The organism is Campylobacter sp. CFSAN093226 (assembly GCF_012897595.1).
In the GTDB taxonomy this organism is placed as follows: Bacteria; Campylobacterota; Campylobacteria; order Campylobacterales; family Campylobacteraceae; genus Campylobacter_D; species Campylobacter_D jejuni.
In genome coordinates this window covers 1,510,953-1,536,349 of the sequence record NZ_CP040608.1, presented here as the reverse complement: position 1 = coordinate 1,536,349, position 25,397 = coordinate 1,510,953, and the positions used below count along the sequence as shown (strand labels likewise).

Annotated in this window: 29 protein-coding genes; 12 read left to right on the top strand and 17 right to left on the bottom strand. The window is 30.6% G+C overall.

The window, feature by feature from the left end:
• Positions 1-8: 8 nt before the first annotated feature.
• Complete coding sequence (locus FBF02_RS07805; protein ID WP_002851311.1) at positions 9-1,169, top strand: 2,3,4,5-tetrahydropyridine-2,6-carboxylate N-succinyltransferase; 1,161 nt, start codon at positions 9-11, stop codon at positions 1,167-1,169.
• A 24-nt stretch (positions 1,170-1,193) separates the two neighbouring features.
• Here the strand turns inward: FBF02_RS07805 and hisIE are convergent, their stop codons facing one another.
• The 16 genes from hisIE to FBF02_RS07725 all read right to left on the bottom strand — a co-directional run bounded on the left by hisIE (position 1,194) and on the right by FBF02_RS07725 (position 12,456).
• Complete coding sequence (hisIE, locus tag FBF02_RS07800; RefSeq protein WP_002851143.1) at positions 1,194-1,817, bottom strand: bifunctional phosphoribosyl-AMP cyclohydrolase/phosphoribosyl-ATP diphosphatase HisIE; 624 nt, start codon at positions 1,815-1,817, stop codon at positions 1,194-1,196.
• Position 1,818: 1 nt separating this feature from the next.
• A complete protein-coding gene (gene hisF, locus FBF02_RS07795) occupies positions 1,819-2,586 on the bottom strand; it encodes an imidazole glycerol phosphate synthase subunit HisF (protein WP_002851492.1) in 768 nt (255 codons plus the stop codon).
• Positions 2,587-3,543 (bottom strand): COG2958 family protein, encoded by a 957-nt coding sequence (locus FBF02_RS07790; RefSeq protein ID WP_002851346.1) that lies wholly within the window; start codon positions 3,541-3,543, stop codon positions 2,587-2,589.
• Positions 3,528-4,259: a 1-(5-phosphoribosyl)-5-[(5-phosphoribosylamino)methylideneamino]imidazole-4-carboxamide isomerase gene (hisA, locus tag FBF02_RS07785; RefSeq protein ID WP_002851391.1), complete on the bottom strand. Its 732-nt coding sequence runs from the start codon at positions 4,257-4,259 to the stop codon at positions 3,528-3,530. Before hisA ends, FBF02_RS07790 begins: the two co-directional genes overlap by 16 nt.
• Positions 4,256-4,843, bottom strand: coding sequence for an imidazole glycerol phosphate synthase subunit HisH (hisH, locus tag FBF02_RS07780; RefSeq protein ID WP_002851270.1), 588 nt, complete (start codon positions 4,841-4,843; stop codon positions 4,256-4,258). The genes hisA and hisH overlap by 4 nt, the downstream gene beginning before the upstream one ends.
• Complete coding sequence (gene hisB, locus FBF02_RS07775; RefSeq protein ID WP_002858024.1) at positions 4,840-5,898, bottom strand: bifunctional histidinol-phosphatase/imidazoleglycerol-phosphate dehydratase HisB; 1,059 nt, start codon at positions 5,896-5,898, stop codon at positions 4,840-4,842. Before hisB ends, hisH begins: the two co-directional genes overlap by 4 nt.
• Complete coding sequence (hisD, locus tag FBF02_RS07770; RefSeq protein WP_002858444.1) at positions 5,895-7,181, bottom strand: histidinol dehydrogenase; 1,287 nt, start codon at positions 7,179-7,181, stop codon at positions 5,895-5,897. The genes hisB and hisD overlap by 4 nt, the downstream gene beginning before the upstream one ends.
• A gap of 7 nt (positions 7,182-7,188) precedes the next feature.
• Positions 7,189-8,088, bottom strand: a complete 900-nt coding sequence (hisG, locus tag FBF02_RS07765; RefSeq protein ID WP_002858407.1) for an ATP phosphoribosyltransferase — start codon at positions 8,086-8,088, stop codon at positions 7,189-7,191.
• Positions 8,089-8,260: 172 nt separating this feature from the next.
• Positions 8,261-8,614, bottom strand: coding sequence for a 50S ribosomal protein L17 (rplQ, locus tag FBF02_RS07760; RefSeq protein ID WP_002851332.1), 354 nt, complete (start codon positions 8,612-8,614; stop codon positions 8,261-8,263).
• A 3-nt stretch (positions 8,615-8,617) separates the two neighbouring features.
• Positions 8,618-9,631, bottom strand: coding sequence for a DNA-directed RNA polymerase subunit alpha (locus FBF02_RS07755; RefSeq protein ID WP_002851403.1), 1,014 nt, complete (start codon positions 9,629-9,631; stop codon positions 8,618-8,620).
• A 12-nt stretch (positions 9,632-9,643) separates the two neighbouring features.
• Entirely contained in the window at positions 9,644-10,270 is a 627-nt protein-coding gene (rpsD, locus tag FBF02_RS07750) for a 30S ribosomal protein S4 (protein WP_002851551.1), read from the bottom strand.
• A gap of 27 nt (positions 10,271-10,297) precedes the next feature.
• Positions 10,298-10,690, bottom strand: coding sequence for a 30S ribosomal protein S11 (gene rpsK / locus FBF02_RS07745; protein ID WP_002779544.1), 393 nt, complete (start codon positions 10,688-10,690; stop codon positions 10,298-10,300).
• A 9-nt stretch (positions 10,691-10,699) separates the two neighbouring features.
• Positions 10,700-11,065: a 30S ribosomal protein S13 gene (gene rpsM, locus FBF02_RS07740; RefSeq protein ID WP_002800121.1), complete on the bottom strand. Its 366-nt coding sequence runs from the start codon at positions 11,063-11,065 to the stop codon at positions 10,700-10,702.
• A 2-nt stretch (positions 11,066-11,067) separates the two neighbouring features.
• Positions 11,068-11,181 (bottom strand): 50S ribosomal protein L36, encoded by a 114-nt coding sequence (gene rpmJ, locus FBF02_RS07735; protein WP_002781429.1) that lies wholly within the window; start codon positions 11,179-11,181, stop codon positions 11,068-11,070.
• A gap of 171 nt (positions 11,182-11,352) precedes the next feature.
• Positions 11,353-11,571, bottom strand: coding sequence for a translation initiation factor IF-1 (infA, locus tag FBF02_RS07730; RefSeq protein ID WP_002781436.1), 219 nt, complete (start codon positions 11,569-11,571; stop codon positions 11,353-11,355).
• Positions 11,572-11,658: 87 nt separating this feature from the next.
• Positions 11,659-12,456, bottom strand: a complete 798-nt coding sequence (locus FBF02_RS07725; protein WP_002851251.1) for an MBL fold metallo-hydrolase — start codon at positions 12,454-12,456, stop codon at positions 11,659-11,661.
• An 86-nt stretch (positions 12,457-12,542) separates the two neighbouring features.
• On the opposite strand from FBF02_RS07725, the gene FBF02_RS07720 reads away from it, so the two are divergent.
• Positions 12,543-13,838: an MFS transporter gene (locus tag FBF02_RS07720; protein ID WP_002851344.1), complete on the top strand. Its 1,296-nt coding sequence runs from the start codon at positions 12,543-12,545 to the stop codon at positions 13,836-13,838.
• A 49-nt stretch (positions 13,839-13,887) separates the two neighbouring features.
• A complete protein-coding gene (locus FBF02_RS07715) occupies positions 13,888-15,519 on the top strand; it encodes a multidrug ABC transporter permease/ATP-binding protein (RefSeq protein ID WP_002851469.1) in 1,632 nt (543 codons plus the stop codon).
• A gap of 19 nt (positions 15,520-15,538) precedes the next feature.
• On the opposite strand, the gene cgb is transcribed toward FBF02_RS07715, so the two are convergent.
• Positions 15,539-15,961, bottom strand: a complete 423-nt coding sequence (gene cgb / locus FBF02_RS07710; protein WP_002814418.1) for a single-domain globin Cgb — start codon at positions 15,959-15,961, stop codon at positions 15,539-15,541.
• A gap of 151 nt (positions 15,962-16,112) precedes the next feature.
• Here cgb and FBF02_RS07705 point away from each other — a divergent pair, with 151 nt between their 5' ends.
• The 9 genes from FBF02_RS07705 to FBF02_RS07665 all read left to right on the top strand — a co-directional run bounded on the left by FBF02_RS07705 (position 16,113) and on the right by FBF02_RS07665 (position 25,397).
• A complete protein-coding gene (locus FBF02_RS07705) occupies positions 16,113-18,884 on the top strand; it encodes an FAD-binding and (Fe-S)-binding domain-containing protein (protein WP_002858342.1) in 2,772 nt (923 codons plus the stop codon).
• 109 nt (positions 18,885-18,993) lie between these two features.
• Entirely contained in the window at positions 18,994-20,529 is a 1,536-nt protein-coding gene (locus FBF02_RS07700; RefSeq protein WP_002851170.1) for an ABC transporter substrate-binding protein, read from the top strand.
• A complete protein-coding gene (locus tag FBF02_RS07695) occupies positions 20,529-21,473 on the top strand; it encodes an ABC transporter permease (RefSeq protein ID WP_002851293.1) in 945 nt (314 codons plus the stop codon). The genes FBF02_RS07700 and FBF02_RS07695 overlap by 1 nt, the downstream gene beginning before the upstream one ends.
• Positions 21,460-22,254: an ABC transporter permease subunit gene (locus FBF02_RS07690; protein WP_021034254.1), complete on the top strand. Its 795-nt coding sequence runs from the start codon at positions 21,460-21,462 to the stop codon at positions 22,252-22,254. The genes FBF02_RS07695 and FBF02_RS07690 overlap by 14 nt, the downstream gene beginning before the upstream one ends.
• Positions 22,251-22,961, top strand: a complete 711-nt coding sequence (locus FBF02_RS07685) for an ATP-binding cassette domain-containing protein (protein ID WP_002869220.1) — start codon at positions 22,251-22,253, stop codon at positions 22,959-22,961. The genes FBF02_RS07690 and FBF02_RS07685 overlap by 4 nt, the downstream gene beginning before the upstream one ends.
• On the top strand, positions 22,954-23,619 hold the full coding sequence (locus tag FBF02_RS07680; protein WP_002851151.1) for an ATP-binding cassette domain-containing protein: 666 nt from the start codon (positions 22,954-22,956) through the stop codon (positions 23,617-23,619). The genes FBF02_RS07685 and FBF02_RS07680 overlap by 8 nt, the downstream gene beginning before the upstream one ends.
• A 112-nt stretch (positions 23,620-23,731) precedes the next feature.
• Entirely contained in the window at positions 23,732-24,121 is a 390-nt protein-coding gene (locus FBF02_RS07675; RefSeq protein WP_002851275.1) for an NAD(P)H-quinone oxidoreductase subunit 3, read from the top strand.
• The gene (locus FBF02_RS07670) at positions 24,103-24,606 is read left to right on the top strand and encodes an NADH-quinone oxidoreductase subunit B (protein WP_002851253.1); all 504 of its coding nucleotides are present in this window, start codon (positions 24,103-24,105) and stop codon (positions 24,604-24,606) included. Before FBF02_RS07675 ends, FBF02_RS07670 begins: the two co-directional genes overlap by 19 nt.
• Positions 24,603-25,397, top strand: a complete 795-nt coding sequence (locus tag FBF02_RS07665; RefSeq protein WP_002864416.1) for an NADH-quinone oxidoreductase subunit C — start codon at positions 24,603-24,605, stop codon at positions 25,395-25,397. The genes FBF02_RS07670 and FBF02_RS07665 overlap by 4 nt, the downstream gene beginning before the upstream one ends.

The window sequence follows — 25,397 nt, the reverse complement described above, 5'->3', positions numbered from 1 at the left end:
AAAAGAAAATGATTAATACTAAAGAAGATTTTTTACTTTTAATCAAACAAATCGAGCAAAAAAGTGGCTATAAAAAACCTAAAGCTTTTGGTATAGCAAGGCTTGATAGAGGACAGTTAAATAAAAATAAAATCTTACAAGCAAGTTTTGCTTTGATTAACTATGAGCAAAATTTTGGCTCAGCGGCAATCATGCTTGAAGCTTTTATGCAAAGGGGCGTGGAGATTGATTTTAATGCGAGTGAGTTTGTGCAAACTTTGAAATTAGAAGATATTGATTTTGCACTTTCTTGTTTTAAACCTTTTTTAGAAGAAGATGGGCATCAAAATATTGATTTATTAAAGATTATCAAAGATAAATTTAAAGACGATGAATTTTCTTTTGTTTGTCTTTTTGAAGATAAAGAACCTTTAAGTGTAGAAAGTATTTATCTAAAACTTTATTTGCTTTCTACTAAAAAAGTACCTTTAAGAAGTATCAATTTAAATGGAGCTTTTGGACTTTTAAGCAATGTAGCTTGGAGTGATGATAAGCCTATCGAGCTTGAGTATTTAAGAGCAAATGAAATGCGTTTAAAAATGAGCAATCAATATCCAAAAATCGATTTTGTTGATAAATTCCCAAGATTTTTAGCACATATTATCCCTGAGGATAATACAAGAATTTTAGAAAGTTCTAAAGTAAGAATGGGTGCGTCTTTAGCAGCAGGAACAACCATCATGCCAGGGGCAAGTTATGTGAATTTTAATGCAGGTACAACAGGAGCTTGTATGGTTGAAGGGCGTATTAGTTCAAGTGCTATAGTAGGAGAAGGTTCTGATGTAGGTGGCGGAGCTTCGATTTTAGGTGTTTTAAGTGGAACAAGTGGCAATGCTATAAGCGTAGGCAAGGCTTGTCTTTTAGGGGCTAATTCAGTGACAGGAATTCCTTTAGGGGATAATTGTATAGTTGATGCAGGTATTGCAGTGCTAGAAGGAACGAAATTTTTACTCAAAGATGCCGAAGAACTTGCTAAACTTAATCCTTATTTTAATTTTGATAAAGAAATTTACAAAGGCTTAGAGCTTAAAGGTTTAAATGGGCTACATTTCCGTCAAGATTCTATAAGTGGTGCTATGATAGTAGCTTTAAATAAAAAAGCAGTCAAACTTAATGAAGCCTTGCATTGATATAAATTTATTTTACATAAAGCTTTAAGCTTTATGTCTTTCTTTTAATTTTGAAATCACATCTGAGAAACTAAGATTTGCATCTGCAAGTAAAACACTTAAATGATACATTAAATCCGCTGCTTCACAAATAAGCTCTTCTTTATCTTTTACTGTCGCTGCTAAAGCTGTTTCTACGCCTTCTTCACCAACTTTTTGTGCGATGCGTTTTGTACCACTTTTGAAAAGTTTTGCTGTATAAGAAGTATTTTCATCGGCATTTTTGCGTGCATTAATAAGTTTTTCAAGTCTGGCTAGAAAAACAAAATCTGCATTTTTAGAAATTTTTTCAAAACAAGAAATATCGCCCGTATGACAAGTAGGCCCTACAGGATTTGCTAAAATTAAAAGCGTGTCATTATCACAATCTAAGCTTAAATCTATGATATTTAAGAAATTTCCACTTTCTTCACCCTTCATCCAAAGACGCTGTTTTGTGCGTGAAAAAAAGACTACTTTGCCACTTTCTAAGCTTTTTTCTAAGGCTTCATTATTCATAAAGCCTAGCATTAAAACTTCGCAAGTTTTTGCATCTTGGATGATGACAGGTAAAAGATTATCCACTTTTTGCCAAGCGATTTTTTCATTAAGTTCTTTGAAATTTTGCATATTATATCCTTATACTTAAGCCTTGATTTTTAAGATAAATTTTTAATTCTTTAATGTCTATAAGTTTTTGATGAAAAACAGAAGCAGCTAAAGCCCCATCTATACCTAGTTTAAAAGCTTCTAAAAAATGTTCCATTTTTCCCGCTCCCCCACTTGCGATTAAAGGTACTTTACAAATTTTATATACAGCTTCTAATTGTTCTAAATCATAGCCATTTTTAACACCATCTTGATTCATCATATTTAAAACAATTTCGCCTGCACCTAGATCTTGCACTTTTTTAACCCATTCTAAAGTGCTTTTTCCACTATGTTTACTTGTTTTTTCATCCCCTGTGTATTGAAATACTTTTAAATTTCCATTTTCATCTTTAAAACTATCAATCCCTACTACTACGCATTGCACGCCAAAGCTTTTAGCAAGGCGTGTGATTAGGCTTGGATCATTTAAAGCAGGAGAATTGATAGAAATTTTATCTGCCCCATTAGCCAAAAGTTCAGCTGCATCTTCTTCGCTTTTAATACCCCCTGCAACACAAAAAGAAATATTGATATTTTTTGCTACTTCACTTACCCATTCTCTTGATATGCGTTCTTTTCTAGCACTTGCAGCAATATCATAAAAAACAAGCTCATCAATACCATTTTGAGAATAATACCTAGCAAGCTCTATGATATCTCCCATATCTTTATGGTTTTTAAATTGTGTTCCTTTTACTACTCTGCCATCTTTGACATCTAAACATGCAATTATGCGTTTTGTAAGCATTTATTTCTCCAAAATACATTTTTCTTTAAGATATTTTTCCATTTCTTCATCGCTTTTAATTTCATCAAAATTAGCTTGAATTTTTGCTTCTTTGCCCACTTTAATTTGTTTGTTTATATCATCAATAAATTCTTTAAAATTTGGATTTTTATTGATCAGCATATTTAGTGTTTGAATATCAAGTTCTTTTTCTTTTGCACTAATTAAAATTTGAGAATTTGAAATATCTTTTTCAAGTTTTATCACTCCTATGCCAAAACTTTGATTTAAGCGTCTTAACTCACTTAAAACTTCGCTATCAATTTCTTGTAAAACAACCAAATAGCCTTCATTTGCCCAGCTAGAATTGCTTACAGCTTGAAAATAGCATTCTTTTAAATTTGAAAAATTTAAAGCAATTTTAAGTTCAAAAGAAAAAAGCTTATAACTATTTTGTTTGATATTTTCTAAAAGTGTTATGGTCTCTTTTTCATAATCATCATAAGGAAAATAAACCCCTACAATATCAGGATAATTCCACTTATCTTCCCCGCCTTTACCCTTTTTGCTTTGTTCATGGTAAATTGTTTTGCAATTTAAATTAAAATCTAAATTTTCATATAAAAATTTTACAAGCAAGGGGTGTAAATCTCTTTCATGAAATTTATTTTTTTCTTGTTTTTCGTTAGTAATTTCATTTTTATTATCAAGCTTTAAAAGTTCATTTTCTCTTTCTTTTAGCCAAAAAGTTGTAGGTTTTTGGGAAGCTTTGATAAACAAAGAATTGTGTTGCAATTCTTTTATATCAACATATATCCTAGCCCCTAAAGTAGCAATTGGAGTTTGTCCTATGCTAGAAAGCTTTTTATCTAAGCCTTGTTCAAGAGCTTTTTGCCAAATTTCATTAACACTTAAAGGTCTGTCACTTTGTTTTAAAATTTCTAAAGTAAGTTCTTTGTAGCTTAATTTGCTAGACATCTTATCCCTTCTTCTACGCTAAAAACTCCGTCTAATAAAGCTTTTCCTACGATAACCCCACTACAAATTCCTTTTAAGTTTTCAAGGTCTTTTAAGCTCGCTACTCCACCACTTGCCTGAATGCAAATATTAGGAAAAATTTCATGGATAAGTTTGTAAAGTCTTACATTTACTCCTTGCATGGTACCATCTTTTGAAATATCTGTGCAAAGTATGTGTTTTAAGCCTTTATTGCTATAAAAATCTAAAACTTCCATAAGCTTTTTATCGCTTGCTTCTTGCCAAGCATTTACAGCCACAACATAATCTTCTTTTAAAATCGTATCTAAGGCTAAAACTATAGCTTCACTACCAAATTCTTTTAAAATTTCAAGACATAAAGTCGCATCTTTAATTGCCATAGATCCTATAACTACTCTTTTTACTCCACAATCAAGCAAAGCTTTAACTTCTTCTTTAGAGCGTATACCTCCACCTACTTGCAAATTGACACTGACTTCTTTGGCTAATTTTTCTATCAAAGCAAATTGTCTTTTGCTAGGATCTTTTGCACCTGTAAGATCTACAAGATGAAGTTCTTTCGCTCCTGCTTTTTCGTATTCTTTAAATTTCTTTAAGGGATTGTATTTATATACTTTTTTTTGTTCGTAATCCCCTTTTACAAGACGCACCACTTCGCCATCTATAAGATCGAGTGCGGGTATGATTTGAGTCATCCTATATCCTTAATAAAATTTGAAATTAAAATTTCCCCAGCCTCGCTACTTCTTTCAGGGTGAAATTGCACTCCGTAAAAATTATCTTTCATTACGCTTGCGCTAAATTTTTGCGAATACTCACAATCTGCTATAGTGTATTTCCCAAGTCCTACACAATAACTATGCACAAAATAAAAATAAGCCCCTTCTAAGCCTTTAAACAAAGCATGAGAGCTATAAACTTCATTCCATCCCATATGTGGAAAAGTAAAGCCTTCTTTAGCTTTAAATTTTTGAGTTGTAAAATCTATGAGTTTTAAGGTTTCTTGATTTAATTCTTCAGAAAAATTTCCTAAAATTTGCATACCTAAACAAATACCAAGCAAAGGTTTTTTGGTATTTTGAATAAAATCAATAAGATTAAATTGTTCTAAATTTTTCATTGCTTCTTTTGCGGTACCCACTCCAGGTAAAAAAAGCTTATCCGCACTTTCAAGCTCTTTTAAATCCCTACTGATAGTTGCATTAAAACCTAATCTATCTAGACAAAATTTCAAAGATGCTAAATTCGCACAGGCTGTATCGATGATGATGATTTTCATATCACTCCTTTAGAGCTGGCTAAATTTTCACTTTCTATTTTTACTGCCATTTTCAAAGCTTTTGCAAAGGCTTTAAAAAGCCCTTCGGCTTTATGATGATCGTTTTTGCCTTTAACTTTTAAATGCAAACTCACGCCCATAGCATAGCTTAAAGAATAAAAAAAGTGCTCGATCATTTCTGTGCTTAAAGCCCCTAAATGAGATTTTTTAAATTTGGCTTTATAGACTAAATGGGGACGATTGCAAAAATCCATTGCACAACTTGCCAAACACTCATCCATAGGTAAAGCAAAACCATATCTTGCAATGCCGATTTTATCCCCTAAAGCTTTTTTGATACAAGCTCCAAGTGCTAAGGCTACATCTTCAACGCTATGATGCTCATCGATTTCCAAATCTCCTTTACAAGAAATTTCAAGCCCTATACCTCCATGTACAGCGATTTGCTCTAACATGTGATCAAAAAAATCAATACCTGTTTTAATGCTAACCTTACCCCCATTTAAGCATACCTTTACTTTTATATCTGTTTCTTTAGTAGTTCTTTGATAACTCGCGCTTCTAAAAGAACTTAAAATTTCATTTTCTATTTCTTTCCAAGAAAGTTCGCCGTATTTTAAACCACGCACGCCTAAATTTGAAGCCAAGATCATATCACTCTCACGATCTCCTATAACAAAACTTTGTTCCTTATCATAAAGTTCGTGTTTGATATACTCTTCTAACATAGCGGTTTTAGGTTTTCTGCAAGCACAATTTTCATTTTCAAAATGCGGACAAATAAAAATATCTTGAAATTCTATACCGCAACTTTTTAAAATATCAAGCATTTTTTCATGAGCGATTTCAAAATTTTCCTTTGGAAAACTTGGTGTTCCAAGACCGTCTTGATTGCTTACCATAACAAATTTAAATCCAAATTTTTTTAGTTTTAAAAGAGTGGGAATAGCATCTTTTTCAAAACGCAATTTTTCAAGAGTATCGATTTGAAAATCGCTTTTTGGCTCCTCTATTAAAGTGCCATCTCTATCTATAAAAAGGATTTTTTGACTCATTTTAAGCTTTCTAAACGAAAAGTTACTGCATTTTTGTGCGCGTCTAAATGCTCATTTTGTGCTAAAATTTCAACACTTTTACCTAAAGCTAAAAAACCTTCTTTACTTAACTCTTGAACGGTCATTCTTTTACTAAAATCTGCCAAACCTAAACTAGAATGCGTTTTAGTAAGTCCATAAGTAGGTAAAACATGATTTGTCCCACTTGCATAATCACCCATAGACTCTGGGGAATAAGCTCCTAAAAATACTGATCCTGCGTGTTTTACACCTTTTAAAAGTTCTCGTGGATTTTGAGTTTGTATGATCAAATGTTCAGGGGCGTAAAGATTTGAAATTTCTAAGGCTTGATTTAAATCTTTAGCTATGATAATGCGTGAATTAGCAATGCTTTTGCTTGCAAGTTCTTTGCGAGGCAAAAGTTCTAATTGACTTTGGACTTCATCACTTGCTTTTTTAGCAAAATCTTGACTTAAACACACTAAAATCACTTGAGAATCTGCACCATGTTCAGCTTGTGAAAGCAAATCACTAGCTACAAATTTTTCATTAGCTAAATCATCAGCTATGACTAAAACTTCACTAGGTCCTGCTTGCATATCAATAGCTGCTCCGTTTATATCACTACTTACTTGGCGTTTTGCTTCGGTTACAAAGGCATTTCCTGGGCCAAAAATTTTATCCACCTTTAAAACACTTTGGGTACCGTAAGTCAAAGCTGCTATAGCTCCTGCACCGCCCATTTGATAAATTTCATCCACGCCACAAAGCTTAGCACAAAAAAGCACAGCATCATTGATTTTTGCAGGACTTGCTAAAACGATTTTTTCACAACCTGCAATTTTTGCAGGAATAGCTAGCATTAAAACCGTTGAAAACAAAGGTGCCAAACCCCCTGGTATGTAAAGTCCTACTTTTTCTATAGGGCGTGTTAAAACTTCACATTTAACGCCTTTTGTAGTTTCAAGAGCGATTTCATGTGGGATTTGGGCTTCGTGAAATTTTTTGATATTTTCATAAGCCACTAAAATAGCTTCTTGTAAATCTTTATCTAAACGATTGCTTGCTTGAGTGATTTCTTCTTGAGTGATTTTAATCTTTGAAATTTCAGCCTTATCAAATTTCAAAGCTTGTTCTATCAAAGCTTTATCGCCTTTTTCTTGCACTTCTTTAATGATAGAACTTACTATTTTTGAAATTTCATCTTTCGCACTTATAGCAGGGCGTTTTAACGCTTCTTCTTTTTGTTTTTCATCCAAATTATCATATACTAAAATTTGCATTTTTTACTCACTTTAACATTTTTTCTATAGGCAGAACTAAAATCGAACTCGCACCTTCTTCTTTTAAAGCCTCCATGGTTTCCCAAAAAAGATTTTCTTTACTTACCATATGTAAAGCTACATTTTTTTCATCGTGTGCTAAAGGTAAGATAGTCGGTCTTTCAACTCCTGGAAGTAGGGCTTGAATTTTATCAAGCTTTTCTTTTGGAGCATGAAGCATAATGTATTTAGATTCTCTTGCTTGCATTACTCCTGCTACACGCAACATAATTTTATCCACTAAGGCTTGTTTTTCTTTACTTAAAGCATTTTCTTTTTGAATCAAACAAGCACGAGATTCATAAATGACTTTAACTTCTTTAAGATTGTTTGCTTGTAAAGTTGCCCCGCTTGAAACAAGATCGCAAATCGCATCGGCTAAATTTGCCCTAGGGGCTACTTCAACAGAACCTGTAAGCGTACAATTTTTATAATTAATCCCATTTTCTTTCATAAAACGCTTTAAAAGTTGTGGATAAGAAGTAGCTATCCTTAAGCCTTCAAAATCTTTCAAATTTTGAAATTTATTTTCTTGAGGTAAGGCAAGAGAAAGACGGCAATATCCAAAATCTAGCTTTTTTAAAAGCTTATAGCTTGGATTTTCTCCTAAAGACTGGCGTTCAAGTTCATTTTCTTCTAAAACATTTTCCCCTATAATGCCTAAATCTACAACCCCATCAAAAATAAGCCCAGGGATATCATCATCTCTAACGCGTAAAATATCTATGGGTAAATTTGTAGAAAAAGCGATCAAGCTTTGTTCATGGATATGCATTTTAACACCACATTCTGAAAGAAGCTCTATGGATTCTTTTGAAAGTCTACCTGATTTTTGTATCGCAATGCGTAAACGAGTGTTTTCTTGCATAACATATCCTTGAAATTAAAAATTAAAAACTTATATTAGCATAAGTAGTTGAATTTTTAGCAAGGGTTTTAGAAAATAAATAAATTTAATTTTATTTAAAATAATTATTTAAAACTTTTTATTTTTAGGATATTTAATTGAAGTATTAATCCTAGCAAAAGCTAGGATTTGATTAAGCTACAAATTCGATGAAAGCCATTTCAGCGGCATCACCACGGCGAATTCTTGTTTTGATGATTCTTGTATATCCGCCATTGCGATCTTTGAATTTTGGAGCAATTTCAGTTACTAGTTTATTGGTAGCGTTTTTATCTTGTAATGAAGCAAAAACTGCTCTATGAGCGTTAAAATCTCCAAGTCTTGCTCTAGTAATCAATCTTTCTACATAACCTCTTAATTCTTTAGCTTTTGGTAGAGTGGTTTCGATTTTTCCGCTATTTACTAAAGCTATAGTTAAATTTTTTAATAAGGCAGCACGATGAGATGAAGTTCTGCCAAGTTTTCTATATCCATGTTTATGTCTCATTCTTTATCCTTCGTTTTGTGCTTTTAATTCTGCGATTTTATTTTTAAGTATTTCTTTATTATCGCTAAGCTTAGAAGTTCCCACAGGAAAACCTATGCTTTCCATGATGTTTTTAATTTCATCAAGAGATTTTTTACCTAAATTTTTAAGCCCTGCAAGTTCACTTACACTCATCAAAGCAAGCTCGCCTATGTAAACCACTCCTGCTTTTTCAAGACAATTATAACTTCTAGCACTTAAATTTAAATCTGTAATGTTTTGCAATAATTTAGTATTTTCTAGTTCATTGCTTGTTGCTTGATTTTTAATTACACTTCTAACATTGGTAATTTTATCAAATACTGATAATTGTTTATACATAGCTTCTAGAGCATTTTGAAAAGCTTCATTTGGAGTGATTTGTCCATCAGTTGTTACGGTTAAAACCACTTTTTCATAATCAGGATTATCTTCAAATAAAACTTTTTCAATATCATAGGTTGCTTCTCTTACAGGTGTAAAGAAAGCATCTAAAGCTATAAATTTAGGATCATTTATAAGCTCTTTAATTTCTTCGCTTGGTACATAGCCAATACCTTTTTCAACGATCAATGTGAATTTGAGTTCAGCATCTTCGTTGATTGTTGCTAGATAGGCGTCTTTATTTACTACTTCTACTTGATCATTATTTAGATCTTTGCCGTAAATTTCTTTTGAGCCTTTAAAGCTAAATTCTACTATTTCTTTATTTGAGTCGCCTTTAATTTTAAAGCGTAGTTTTTTTAGATTAATGATAAAAAGTGCTACATCTTCAAGCATACCACGCATGCTATCAAATTCATGAGCTACGCCATCAATATGAATCGCAGTTGGAGCATATCCTATGGTGCTAGTGTAAAGTAAACGGCGTAAAGGATGGGCTAGGGTGATTCCATAGCCGATCTCAAAAGGCCAAGCACTGATTTTAGCCACAGTATCACTAATGTTTTCTATTGTAAATTCTGTTGGCGTATAAGCAGATGTTGTAATATTTCTCATATTTAGCCCCTATTATTTAGAGTAAAGCTCAACGATAAATCTTTCCTCAACCGGAATGACAACTTCTTCTCTTTCAGGTTTTCTTGTGAAAATTCCAAATCTCTTATCTTTTTCAACATCAACCCAAGCAACGATTCCAGTTTGTGCTGTAAGTTCGATAGCTCTTGTAATTTGAGGATTGTTTTTGCTTTTTTCGATAATTTCGATTTTAGCACCTGCTTCTACTCTAAAGCTAGGAATATCCACTCTTTTACCATTTACTAAAACATGTCCATGTGTTACAAGTTGTCTTGCAAAACGACGTGTTGTAGCAAAACCCATTCTATATACTATATTGTCTAATCTTTGTTCTAAAAGTTGGATAAGTAATACCCCTGTATTTCCTTCTCTTCTTGCTGCTTCAGCAAATAAACGACGGAATTGCTTTTCGCTTACTCCATACATAAATTTAGCTTTTTGTTTTTCTCTTAATTGAAGTCCATACTCACTAATTTTACCTTTTCTTGCTCCGTGTTGTCCTGGTGCATAAGGGCGTTTATCTAGTGCACTTTTGCCAGCTAGTCTTCTTTCTCCTTTTAATGCTAAGCTAACACCAAAGCGTCTTTCTAATTTTTCTACTGGTCCTCTATATCTTGCCATAATATTCTCCTAAATTTTTCTTATATCTTAGACACGACGACGCTTAGGCGGTCTGCAACCATTGTGAGCTAATGGAGTGATATCTTTTAAGAAAGTTACTTTGATTCCTTCCATAGCACCTACACTCTTAACAGCAGTTTCTCTACCGCTTCCTGGTCCTTGTACTTTAATGCCTACTTCTTTAATTCCGTGTTCTTTTGCTTTATTTAAAGCGTCTTCTACTGCTTGTTGTGCTGCATAAGGAGTTGATTTTTTAGAACCTTTAAATCCTAAACCACCTGCACTACTCCAAGCGATAGCATTTCCCATTTCATCAGTTACTGTAACCATAGTATTGTTAAAAGTCGCACTGATATAAACAATACCTTTTGCTATATTTTTTTTAACTACTTTTTTCTTTACGATTTTTCTTTTTGCCATGATTTATCCTTATGATTTTGCACCAACAGTTTTTCTCTTACCTTTTCTAGTTCTTGCGTTTGTTTTTGTTTTTTGTCCGCGAACTGGTAAGCCTTTTCTGTGTCTTAAACCTCTAAAGCTTCCTAAATCCATAAGTGCTTTAATATCCATAGCAACTTGTTTTCTCAAATCCCCTTCAACCATATAGTTTTCTTGAATTTCTTTACGGATAGCTGCTGCTTCATCTTCACTTAACTCATGAACTCTTTTATCATAAGAAATTCCTACTTTATCTAGAATTTTTCTTGAAGTGAAAAGTCCTATACCATAAATATAGGTTAGTCCATACTCAATTCTTTTTTTCTTTGGTAAATCCACACCTGCAATACGAGCCATGTTTATCCTTGTCTTTGTTTATGTTTTGGATTTTCGCAAATAATGCGAACCACGCCTTTACGGCGAACTACTTTGCATTTGTCGCACATCTTTTTAACCGATGGTCTCACTTTCATGAGCGTCTCCTTGAATGAATTCCACTTGATTTACGACTACATCAGGTTTTATGAATAACCAACTATTTTCAAAATAAGTGGTGGATTTTAAAAATACTTCTTCATATAGTTCGATGTAATTTGTCGCAAAAACTCTAATTTTATCTAAAATTAGCTTTTAAATAACTTAGATTATTTATATCTAAAAGTTATACGCCCTTTATCAAGACTATAAGGTGTAAGTTCTACTTTTACTTTATCACCTGGCATTATTCTTATATAATGCATACGCATTTTTCCTGCAATATGACATAAAATTACATGTTTGTTGTCAAGTTCAACCTTGAAATTTGCATTAGGCAATGCTTCAAGTACGGTGCCATCAATTTCAATTACATCATCTTTTGCCAAAATTTTCTCCTTTCATGAAATAAAAAGGCTATAATTTTAGCAAAAATTATTAAAATTTTTACTTAATTTTTAGTAATTTTTAAGTAATTAATCTAAAAATTTAGGTTTGATAAAAGGCACATGAGTCCCTATAACTTTGAGTTTTCTTTCTTTAAATTCTTTAAGTAGTTTTTCCCTTGTTTGTATAGCCTCATTTTGATCTATATCAAATTTTATAGCGATTTTAGGTTTTGGGATTTGTATATCATAAAGATGAAGTAAATCTCCCCAAAAGACTATTTTATCATCAATTATGATAGCATTTTGACCTGGGGTATGCCCGTAAGCAGGTATGGCTTTAATGCCTGAATTTTGAAAGATCAAATCTTTGGAATGATCGATAAATTCTATATTTTTAAGTTTAAGCAAGGTGTTTTTAATTTCTTGTCTATCGCTTTTGATCCAAAAATCATATTCTTTTTTATCAATTAAAATTTGAGCTTTTGGAAAAAGATTTTCTTCGCTCATTAAAGCACCTATATGATCAGGATGTGCGTGTGTTAAGATAATATGAGTGATATCTTTAAAATCGGTTTTATGGATATGTAATTTTTCTTTTAATGTGTCAATAGTATCTAAAAACCCTGTGTCTATTAAAGCATTAAAATTTGGATTTTTTATCAGAACAATATTATGCTCATTTCTTTTGATTTTTGTGCGAGTTTTTTCTATAAAATTCTTATCTTCATCGCTTTGTGGCACTAAAAAAGAAAATAATAAATTTAAAAATTCATCATCAGACTGTTTAAGTGAGATTATATGGGTTTGATTTGAATTTTTGCTTGTGGTTTTTTCTTCTAAAAAATAAAGATTGGTTTTTAAAAGAGTGGTTATAAAATTAAACATATTTATCCTTAAATTTTTAGATAATATTTTGGAAATGATTATAGTATAATAAAAACAATGTTTTTAAAATTTAAGGTAATTAATCAATGAGAAAATCAAAATTTGGAACAAAGGAAATTAAGATCTTAGGACTTTCTTCACTAGGAGGAACTTTAGAATTTTATGATTTTATTATTTTTGTCTTTTTTGCTGAATATATAGCCAATGTATTTTTTCCTAAAGATATGAGTGAATTTTGGGCTTTATTAAATACTTATGGAGCATTTGCAGCTGGATATTTAGCACGTCCTTTGGGTGGTATAGTTATGGCACATTTTGGAGATAAATTTGGGCGTAAAAATATGTTTATGCTAAGTATTTTACTAATGGTTCTTCCTACCTTTGTCTTAGCTTTTATTCCAGGTTATGAAACTCTTGGGTTTTTAGCTCCTGTTTTATTGATACTTATAAGAATTTTTCAAGGCATAGCTATAGGTGGAGAATTGCCTGGAGCTTGGGTTTTTGTAAGAGAGTATTGTCAAGAAAAACAAAAAGCTTTCTTTTTAAGCTGTTTAAATTCAGCTATGGCTTTAGGAATTTTGTTAGGAAGTATAGTATTTTTAATCATTAATGCTTTTTTTAGCATAGAAGAAATTGCTGCTTATGCTTGGCGTATTGCTTTTTTTGTAGGTGGAATTTTTGGGATTATTTCTATTTATTTGCGTAGATTTTTGCAAGAAACTCCTGTTTTTAAACAAATGAAAAAAGAATCATCGCTTAGTTCTTTTCCGCTTAAAGATTTATTTAAAGAAAAGGATATTGTAAAAAATTTATTTTCATCAATGATGATGACTTGGGTTTTAACAGGTTGTGTTATTGTGCTTGTTTTATTGATGCCTAAATTTATGCCTAGTATTTTAAATTTAAGTGGGGTTGAAGGAAGTTATTTACAGATATTAGGAATTTTGGGAATAGCTTTAGGCGGGGCTTTTATGGGTTATCTTGTAGATAAATTTGGTTTATTTAAAATTTGCATTTTCTTTTCTTTAACTTTTGTATTTTTTTCTTTTTTATATTTTTATGCTTTATATGAGCTTAAAAATTTGGTTTTGGTGTGTATTTTGTATTCGATTATTTGTTTTTTAGGTGGGATTAATGTGTTCGCACCTATTTTAATGAGTGAAGTTTTTAGAGCTAAAATAAGATTTTCAGGAATTTCTTTTTCTTATAATATTTCTTATGCAATTTCAGGCGGTATTACTCCGCAACTCGTTTTTTGGCTTAATACACTTGCGAGTAAAAATGAAAATCCATTTTTATATGGTATGAGTATATATATGATTTTTTTAGCGTTATTGGCTATTTGTGCTGTTTTTATAGTAAAAGATAAAATAAAATTTTGATAATCACTCTTAAAATGTTATAATTAAAATTATATTTTGGAGTTTATAAATGCCTTTTATTATGGAATTACTTAAGCAAAATAAATTAAAGTTGATTTCTTTTTTGCTTTTTTCTTTTATTACAAGCGCTGTTGGAGTTTTAACTCTTGTTTTTATCAATGATTATTTGCTTAAAAATGCACAAAACATTCCTATTTTTTATTTTATTGTTTTGCTTTTGATTTTTTTTATAAGTTCTACCATAGTTGAACTTGGACTTAGTATTTTTGGACAAAATTTTATTTTTAAAATGCAAAGGCGCGTAGTAAAGCAGATCTTAGACACCCCTTTGTTAAGAGTCGCTAAAGTAGGTAAGGCTAGAATTTTAGCTTCTTTGGGAAGTGATGTGAGAAATATATCTTTTGGGCTTTTAAGATTGCCTGATTTTTTACAATCAAGTATATTGATTTTATGCACTAGTGTTTATTTATGTTATCTTTCACCACAAATTTTTGCTTTGTGTGTGGTATGGATTATGGTTATTTTTATTACTAATAATTTTTTGATGATGAAAGTATATCAGTATTTTAGAAAGGCAAGGGAAAATGATGATGCTTTGCAAAATAATTACCAAAATATACTAGATGGACATAAAGAACTTTTGATCAATCGTGATAGAGCCAAGCTTTATTATGAAGATGAATTTGAAAATAATGCAAGATTGAAAAAGAAAAATAGTACTTTAGGTAATCTTTTTAACAATCTCTCAAACAACTGGACAAATGTAACTCTTTTGGCTTTAGTGGGTGTAGAGTTTTACTTAGCTTTAAAATTTGAATGGGCAAGTGTTGCAGATGCTACAACTATAGCTCTTTCTATTTTGTTTTTACGAACCCCTTTAGTATCTATGATAGGATCTTTTCCTACTTTGCTTTTGGCAAAAATCGCTTTGGATAAGATCGCAAAATTGGAATTAGATGATTATATAGAAGGTTTTAAAAAAACACATTATATCAGTGAATGGAAAAAAATTTCTTTTAGAAATACTCAATTTGCTTATGAAGAAAATTTTCATTTAAATCCTGTAAATATAGAACTTAAAAAAGGTGAATTGGTATTTTTAATAGGTAAAAATGGAAGTGGTAAATCCACTTTTTGTATGCTTTTGACAGGACTTTTTAAGCCAAGCAAAGGCGGAATTTATGTTGATGATACGCTTATAGATGATAAAAATTTAGATGAGTATAGATCTCTTATTTCTGCTGTTTTTAGCGATTTTCATCTTTTTACTAAAACCTTAAATAAAGAAAATTTTGCAAGCGAAGAAAAAATTGCTTTTTGGTTGGAGTTTTTAGAACTTAAAAATAAAACAAGTGTCAAAGATAATGAACTGACCTTAACCAAACTTTCTACAGGGCAAAAAAAGCGTTTAGCTATGCTTATAGCCTTGCTTGAAGAAAGGGATATTTTAGTGCTTGATGAATGGGCGGCTGATCAAGATCCTGTTTTTAGAAGATTTTTTTATAAAAAACTTTTACCTTTGCTAAAAGAGCAAGGTAAAACAATCTTTGCTATCACACATGATGATGCATATTTTGATAGTGCTGATAGAATTTTCTTGGCTCAAAATGGTGAAATCAGCGAATTAAAGGGTGAGAATATAAAGGAATTAGCTAAAAATTTAGTAGAAAAATTTGATTAAAGCCCAAAATGGGCTTATATTATTTATCATAGAGCTTTTTTTCTATATCGATATAAAATTTAGCAATTTTTCCATAAGCAACTTCCCAAGCTTTAAGAGTGGCTTCATCAGGATTTAAAAGATTTTTAATAGCCTTTAAAAGGCAAGCTCCAACTATAGGATAATGCTCTTCTTTAACTCCTAAATTAACATGAGTTATGGCAACTTTATCAACAAAGCTTCTCATATTTTCCAAATTTTCTATATTTTTAGCCGCCATTAAAATCGCCATTGCTAAAGCTTTTGGTTGTTCTCCTGAAATTTGTTTTTCCATATTAAACATAGGTTTTACCTCAGGATAATCATTGAACATTATTTTATAAAACTCATTGGTTAAATCCTCTCCATTTTTTTGCAAAATAGGCACACAATCTTTGATGATTTGAATTTGTTCTTTTGTCATAGTTTCTCCTTTTTGTTGTAAAAGAGATATTTTATATCTTAAAAAGGAGAAAAAAATTGACTTATGTTAAAATTATGCTCAAAAATATAAATTTAAAATTATCTTTAAATTATTAAATTATATAATTGATAATAAATTAAAAAGAGGGACTATGGCAAATTTTAAAGCTTTTTATAAAGAGGCTAAGTATATTTTTAAGGATAGAATTTTTAATGATTATGCTAGATGCTATGCTTATGGCATTGATGCGTCGTGTTATTTTTATATTCCAAAAATAGTGATTATTGCTAAAAATGAAGATGAAATTAAGCAAATTATTCAATTAGCAAATACTTATAAAACTCCTATAACATTTAGAGCAGCAGGTACAAGTTTAAGTGGACAAAGCTCTTGTGATGGAGTACTTGTAGTGATTAAATTTGCCTTTAAAAAAATAAAAATTAACAAAGACGCTAACGAAATTACTTTAGGATGCGGTGTAGTAGGCATTCATGCTAATGAAAGTCTTGCTTTTTTGAAGAAAAAAATAGGACCTGATCCAGCTACTATAAATTCAGCTTTAATTGGAGGGATTATAAATAACAATTCAAGCGGAATGTGCTGTGGAACTAAGGATAATAGCTATAAAACCTTAAGAAGTATTAGGGTGATTTTGGCAAATGGTAGTATGCTTGATACCAGCGATGCTTTAAGTGTGGCTCGATTTAAAGATGAAAATAAAAAATTAATTAATGAACTTAGAGAGATCAAAGAAGAGATTAATGCCAATAAAGAATTAAAAGATTTAATAATCAAAAAATTTAAAATCAAAAACACCACAGGTTATAGCCTTAATGCCTTTGTTGATTATGATGATGAAATAGATATTTTAGCACACTTGCTTATTGGCTCTGAAGGGACTTTGGGATTTGTAAGCGAAGTTAAGCTTGCTGTTTTGGATGATTTGGAATTTAAGGCCTGTGCTTTATTGTTTTTTGATAATATCAATAATGCTGCAAACACTATAAAAGAATTTGCTAAAGTTGATTTTATAAGTTCTGCTGAAATAATGGACTATGCAAGTTTAAAAGCTGCATCAACTTATGATGAGTTAAGAGATATTTTAGCTGATATTAAAGAGGGCAATACTTGTGTATTGATCCAAAGTGAGCATAGTAATGAGCTTAAGCTTGATGAAAATATAAATAAAATAAAAGAAATTTCCAAACTGGCTTATAAGTCATATTTTAGCAAGAATAAGGCCGAATATGATTTATGGTGGAAGATTAGAAAAGCACTCTTGCCTATAGCAGCTAGTCTTAGAAAGGCAGGTTCAACGGTAATTACTGAAGATGTGTGTTTTAATATCGAGGATTTAGCCGATGGAATTAAAAGCATTCAAGAATTGTTTTATAAATATGGCTTTGGTGATAATGGAATCATTTTTGGCCATGCATTAGCAGGCAATATCCATTTTATTATCACACCGGATTTAAACAATAAGCTTGAATTTGATAATTTTTCAAATCTAGTTAAAGAAATGTCTAATATAGTAGCTTCTTATGGTGGAAGTATAAAAGCTGAACACGGCACAGGGCGTATGGTGGCACCTTTTGTGGAGGTAGAGTGGGGTAAGCAAGCTTATTTGATCAATAAAAAAATCAAAAGTATCTTTGATAAGGATAGTTTATTTAATCCCGATGTAATCATTAGCGATGATAAAGATATTTATAAGAAAAATATCAAACAAGTCAGTTGGATTGATGAGAAATTAAATACCTGTATGGAATGTGGATTTTGCGAAAGATTTTGTCCATCAAATGAATATACAATTACTCCAAGACAAAGAATTGCGATCTTACGAGAGATTAAACGCCTTGAAAGCTTAAATGATGATGAGTCAAAAGCAAAATTAAAGGATATTAAAAAATATTACAATCATTTAGTAGACAGCTCTTGTGCTGCTTGTGGGGTGTGCTCTTTTTCATGTCCTTTGGGGATTAATTTTGCTGATTTTTCATTAAAATATAGAAAAAATAATATAGGATTTATATCTAAAATTTTAGGAAATCTAGCATATAAAAATCATGAAAAAACTCTAAAAATTGCTAAATTTTCATTAAGTATCGCAAATAAATTTGATAATTTAAGTCTTGATAATAAGCTTGAAAAAGCAAGCAATTTTCTTAGCATTATACCAAGAACTAGGGCGTATTTGCCTAAGGTGAATGATTATGAGCTAAAAAGTCATAAAAGAGTTTGCAATGTGGTTTATTTTACAAGCTGTCTTAATAAAAGCTTTAAACCAAATGAAAAAATGCATGATAAAAGAAGTTTGCAAGAAGTATTTGAAAGCTTGTGTAAAAAAGCAAATATAGGCATTATTTATGCACCCAATGATTTATGTTGTGGTAAGGCTTATGAGAATTTTCAAGATATTCAAGATAAAAATATACAAAAAATCAATGACTTTTTAAGCAATATAGACTCACCCATAGTGTTAGATCATAGTGCTTGTAGTGCTAAGTTAATTAGTGATCATTCAAAGTACGAAATTTATGATTTAAGCGAGTATTTATTAAAATTTATTGCTCCCAAGTTACGCATTGATAAAATCAATGAGAATGTAGGATTATATATCATGTGTGCTGCTAGAAAGCTTGGTTTAAATGAAAATATAATTAAGCTTACAAAGCTATGTACGAATGGAAAAGTATTAATAGATAATGATACCTATTGTTGTGGGTTTGCTGGATACAAGGGCTTTTTCAAGCCTCAATTAAATATTAGTGCTACAAAAGGCTTTAAAAAATTTTATGCCAAAACAAATATTAAGCGCGGGTTTAGTACATCAAGCACTTGCGAGATAGGATTAAGCGATGCTACGGGTATATCTTGGCAGCATATAGCGTATTTATTGGATGAATGCAGTGAAGCAATTTAATTGATAAATAAAACTCCATAATTTAAAGCAAATTATCCCCCCATAGAGCTTGTGGCTTCTTATTTTTTATTTTATAATTCTTTAAAATTTTAAATTTGAGGAGTTACAAGTGCTTAGATGGTTTGTTTTACTATTTTTATTGTTTTTGAATCTTGAGGCTAAAATTCCAAAAGATACACTTATTATAGCAGTTGAAAATGAAATCGCAAGGATAAATCCTGCTTATAGCGAGGATCATGATGCAGTGATTAATCTTGTATTTTCAGGGCTTACGCGTTTTGATGAAAATATGAGTTTAAAACCTGATTTGGCTAAGTCTTGGGATATTAGTAAAGACGGGCTTGTTTATGATATTTTTTTAAGAGATGATGTTTTATGGCATGATGGAGTCAAATTTAGTGCTGATGATGTGAAATTTAGTATAGAAGCCTTTAAAAATCCTAAAAACAATTCTTCTATTTATGTCAATTTTGAAGACATTAAAAGTGTGGAAATTTTAAATCCTTCTCATGTAAAAATCACACTCTTTAAACCTTATCCTGCATTTTTAGATGCTTTAAGCATAGGAATGCTTCCTAAACATTTGCTTGAAAATGAGAATTTAAACACAAGCTCTTTTAATCAAAATCCTATAGGTACAGGTCCTTATAAATTTGTAAAATGGAAAAAAGGTGAATATGTTGAATTTAAAGCCAATGAACATTTTTATCTTGATAAGGTAAAAACTCCAAGACTTATTATAAAACACATTTTTGATCCTTCTATAGCTAGTGCTGAGCTTAAAAATGGCAAGATAGACGCAGCTTTAATCGATGTTTCTTTGCTAAATATTTTTAAAAATGATGAAAATTTTGGAATTTTGCGTGAAAAATCGGCTGATTATCGGGCTTTAATGTTTAATTTAGATAATGAATTTTTAAAAGATCTAAAAGTAAGACAAGCTTTAAATTACGCAGTCGATAAAGAAAGTATAGTAAAAAATCTTTTACATGATTATGCTTTTGTAGCTAATCACCCTTTAGAGCGTTCTTGGGCAAATTCTAAGAATTTTAAAATTTACAAATATGATCCTAAAAAAGCCGAGGATTTGCTTGTGAGTGCAGGTTTTAAGAAAAATAAAGATGGAAATTTTGAAAAAGATGGGAAAATTTTAGAATTTGAAATTTGGGCGATGAGCAATGATCCTTTAAGGGTAAGTTTAGCTGGAATTTTGCAAAGCGAATTTAGAAAAATAGGAGTTGTAAGCAAGGTGGTGGCTAAACCTGCTGGAAGTTTTGATTATTCTAAAGTAGATAGTTTTTTAATAGGCTGGGGAAGTCCTTTAGATCCTGATTTTCACACTTTTAGGGTATTTGAAAGTTCGCAAGATAGTGCTTTAAATGATGAGGGTTGGAATTTTGGACATTATCATGATAAAAAAGTGGATATAGCCTTGCAAAAAGCAAGAAATACTTCAAATTTAGAAGAGAGAAAAAAATATTATAAAGATTTTATAGATGCTTTGTATGAAAATCCTCCTTTTATTTTCTTAGCCTATCTTGATTTTGCTTTAGTTTATAATAAAGATTTAAAAGGTATCAAAACAAGGACTTTAGGTCATCATGGAGTGGGTTTTACTTGGAATGTTTATGAGTGGAGTAAATAGTGCTAAAACGCTTAGTTTTTAGTATTTTCATAGCATTTTTTAGCACTTTTTTATGTTTTGTTTTACTTCATTTTAGTAAAGGCAGTATAGCTTATGCTAATGGAGTTAATTCACAAAGTAAAGAATTTGTTCAAAGAATAGAACAAAATTTAGGGCTTGATAAGCCTTTGCTAGAGCAGTATAAAATTTGGCTTTTTAAGGCTTTAAAAGGGGACTTAGGGGTTTCTTTTTTAAGTGGAGAAAGTGTTTTAAAGCTTATAAAAGAAAGAATTTTTAATACTTTTATTTTGGGTTTTAGTGCCTTAATGCTTTTATTTTTGCTCAGTGTTTTTTTGGCACTTTTGGGATATTATTATAAAGAAAGTTTTATAGATAAAATCATCACTTTTTTAGCTTTTAATTTTTTTGCTTTACCTCCTTTTGTTTTGGCTTTATTGTTTGTTTTGATTTTTGGAATTTTTTGGAAAATTTTGCCTGTTATGGGAAGTAGTGATATAGGCTTTGAAGATGATTTTTTAAATCGTTTAGAGCATTTGATTTTGCCTGTTTTGGTGCTCGTTTTATCACATTTGGCGTTATTTTTAAGGATTGCTAGAAATTTTATCAATGAAAGTTTTTCTCAAATTTTTATTCAAAATTTATACGCTAGGGCTTTAAGGGAGAAAGATATTTATTTTTTAGTTTTGAAATATTCTTTAAGTCCTATTGTGGCTTATTTTGGGGGAAGTGCTTTAAGTTTTATGATGGGAACTTATGTGGTAGAAAGTGTCTTTGCTTACAAGGGGCTTGGATCTTTACTTTTTAAAAGTATTATTTTTAAAGATTATCCTATTGTGCTTGCGCTTATATTTTTTAGTGTTTTGCTTGCAGCATTTTTTACATTTTTAAGTGATATTGTAGCTAGGATTTTAAATCCTAGATTAAGAAGGCTTGATTTTGTTTAAATTTCTTATCATTCTTGCGCCTTTAATTTTTTTGTTTTTATGCGCCTTGTTTGCACCTTTTTTAGCTTCTTTTGATATTTTAAGCACTCATTTAGAAAATTTGCATCAAGCTCCTAATTTTACTTATATTTTAGGGACTGATTTTTTAGGCAGAGATTTGTTTTCTCGTTTGCTTTTTGCTTTGAGAAATTCTTTGATTATAGGTGTTGGTGGATCTTTATTGTCTATTATCTTTGCTTTGTGCTATTTGTTTTTAGCGCGATGTTTTTTTTATGTTTTTTGGATGCGTATTTTAGAGTTTTTTTTAGCCTTGCCTGCTTTTTTACTTATGATGTTTTTTCAAAGTATGATAACTTCTGATGTGTTTTTGATGATTTTTTTAATCGCTTTAATTCATTGGTGTTTCATAGCAAGAATTATAGAAAGTGAATTAAAAAGACTTGAAAATTTAGATTTTTACAAAGCAAATATAGTGCTTGGAAGAACTAAATTTAGAGCTTTTTTTAAAGATTTAATACCTGCTTTAAAAACACTGATTTTTACACTTTTTATATTTAATATCGTTCATGCTATAGCCACAGAAGCTACTTTGAGTTTTTTTGGACTGGGTTTAGGATTTGAAATTCCAACTTTAGGTACTCTTTTGAGTGAGTCTTCAAAAGCAGTTTTTATAGGCGCTTGGTGGATGATACTTTTTCCACTTTTAAGCTTGCTTTTGTTGTTTTTACCTCTTTTATGGTTGGGTAATTTTTTACAAAAAATTTGGGGTATAAGATCTTGAAGGTAAGAAATTTAAATATCAGTTTGAAGAATAATTTATTACTTAAGGATATTAATTTAGATATAAAAACAGGCAAAACTTTAATGATACTAGGACAAAGTGGAGTGGGCAAAAGTTTGTTAGGAAAAGCTTTGGTAAGACTTTTAGATTCTAATTTCACAATAAGTTTTGATGAATTAAGTTTTCATAATTCTTGTATTTTTAATTTTAATAAAGAAGAGCTTAGAAATTTTCGTTCTAAAGTGGCACTTGTTTTGCAAGATGCAGAGCTTAGTCTTTATCCTTATTTGGATATTGGAAATTTATGTCATCTTGTTTTAAAAACTCATACAAAATTAAAACAAAAAGAAATAAAAGATTACGCTTTTTCTTATTTTCAAAAATTAGGATTTGAAAATCTTGATCGTTTGTGGCATTCTTATGCTAATGAATTAAGTTTGGGTATGGCAAGAAGGGTGAGCCTAGCTTTGGCATTATTAAATCAACCCCAAATTTTAATTTGTGATGAAATCACAGCTTCTTTGGATAAAGAAAACGCTTCTAAGATTATATCGATTTTAAAAGAATTAAAAAATACTACAGCCTTAGTTTGTATCACTCATGATTTAAATTTGGTAAATTCTTTAGCAGATGAAATTCTTATGCTAGAAAAAAATAGTTCAAATTTATATAGCTTAGATGAGTTTTTAAGGTATTATAATGCTTAAAGTTTGTAATTTAAGTAAGTTTTATGAGCTTAAAAAGCATTGGTATTTAAAAAAAGAAAGACATATTATTTTTGATAATGTCAATTTTTCTTTAAATGAAAATGACAATTTAATAATTTTAGGTAAAAGTGGTGCAGGTAAAAGCACATTAGCTAGAATTCTTTGTTTTTTAGAAGATCCAAGTGAGGGTGAGGTATGGTATGAAAATCTTAACTTACACAAGCTTGATAAAAACAAACAAAGACTTTTAAGAAAGCAAATTCAATATTGCTTTCAAGATCAAAAAATGGCTTTAAACCCTTATAAAAAAATCAAAAATCTTATACAAGATGGTTTGGAAAATTTTAATTTACAAAAGAATGATGACTTGATTTTAGAATTTTTTGATTTTTTTAGTCTAAAAAAACAAATTTTAGAACAAAAATCCTATGAGTTAAGCGGAGGAGAAGCCACACGTGTAGGTCTTATCCGTGCTTTGGTTTTAAATCCTAAATTGTTGATTTTAGATGAAATTACTTCAGCGTTTGATATTAAAACTTCTAAAGAAATTTTAACTTTTTTATATGACTATCAGCAAAAAAATAATATTTCTTATATATTTATAACCCATCAAAGTGATCTTTTTTATAAATTTAATCATAAAAAATTAAAACTTTAAAAAATATTTTTTAATATAAGTTTCAATATAGAAAGTTTAGAGTAAAATAAAGAAAAGTGTAAATTTAATTTTTGTTGTGGAGTGATTAAAGTGCTTTAAAAAAGGAGAATAAATGTCTCATATAGATGCTTCGCATCCTTATTTTGGTATTTTTTTAATGCTGGTACTTGCTAGTGTTATTTTTTTTGGACTGGTTTTTTTAGCTTCAAAAATCGGTAATAATTTTGCCGCAAAAAATCGCAAAAAATTAGGACTTGGAATTTATGAATGTGGTCCTATTCCTGTTAAACAAGCTAACAAGATTAACTCTCAATTTTTCATCATCGCCTTAATCTTCATACTTTTGGATATAGAAGTTGTGTTTTTATTTCCTTGGGCTTTGATTTTTAAAGATTTAGGTTGGTTTGGATTTTTAGAAGTTTTTGTTTTTATCGTACTTTTAGGAGTTGGATTTTTATATGCTTATAAAAAAGGAGCGTTTGCATGGCAGAGCATCAAGTAAATTATGCAAGTGGTTTGCCCGTAGTTTTAACCAGTGTGGATAAGCTAGTTCAATGGGGCAGGAGTAATTCTTTATGGGCTTTATCTTATGGACTTGCCTGTTGTGCGATTGAGATGATGGCGGCTGGGGGTTCAAGATATGATTTTGATAGATTTGGAACGATTTTTAGAGCTTCACCACGCCACAGTGAAGTGATGATTATCGCAGGAACTTTGTGTAAAAAGCACGCTGAATTTACAAGAAGACTTTATGATCAAATGCCTGATCCTAAATGGGTGATTTCTATGGGAAGTTGTGCCAATACAGGCGGTATGTTTAATACTTATTCTACTGTTCAAGGAGTGGATAGAATTATACCTGTAGATATTTATGTGCCAGGCTGTGCTCCACGCCCCGAAAGTTTTCAGTTTGCTTTGATGATTTTGCAAAAAAAGATTCGCAAAGAAAAAGCAAGTCGCAAGATCGCACCTAAAAGGTTGATATGATGAGAAAGTATAGCGATAAAAAAAATGCTCAAACTCAAAATTACTACAAAGATAGATTTTATCACGCACCACACACTGTAAAATCTGATGTTAATGAAAGTGTTTTTAAAGAGGATTTTGAAGTTTTAAAAACTCAAGTAGAAATTTTAAATTCCTTTGTAGAGCTTGATTTTTGGGTAATAGAAATTAAAAAAGAAGACAATGTTAAAACCTTGCAAATGCTTAAAACTTTAGGTTATTTAAGTTTTACAGAAGCAAGTGCTATTGATTTTATAGCAGATAAAAATGGTTTTGAAGTGTTTTATCAGCTTTTAAATTTAGAAAAAAAATTAAGAGTGAGAATAAAAACTTTTGTAGGCGTAAAAGAGCGTTTGCAAAGCGTGGCTCATGTTTTTAAAGGGGCAAATTGGAGTGAGAGAGAAATTTATGATATGTTTGGAATTTTCATCATAAATCATCCTAATTTAAAACGCATTTTAATGCCTGATGATTGGTTTGGACATCCGCTTTTGAAAACTTATCCTTTAAAGGGCGATGAGTTTGCAAGATGGTATGAGATTGATAAAATTTTTGGCAAAGAATATCGTGAAGTAGTGGGCGAAGAACAAAGAGATTCTGGTTTTGCTGATGATAAAGATACGCTAAATTTTGCAAGACTTTACCATGAAGTGCCAAAAGGTGGTCAAAAGAAGGAAATTTCCTTTAAACAAGAATATCAAGAAGATGAAGGTGTGGCTTTTGTAAAAAAAGTAAAACGTGATGAAGCAAAAATTTTAGAGAAAAGGCGTTAA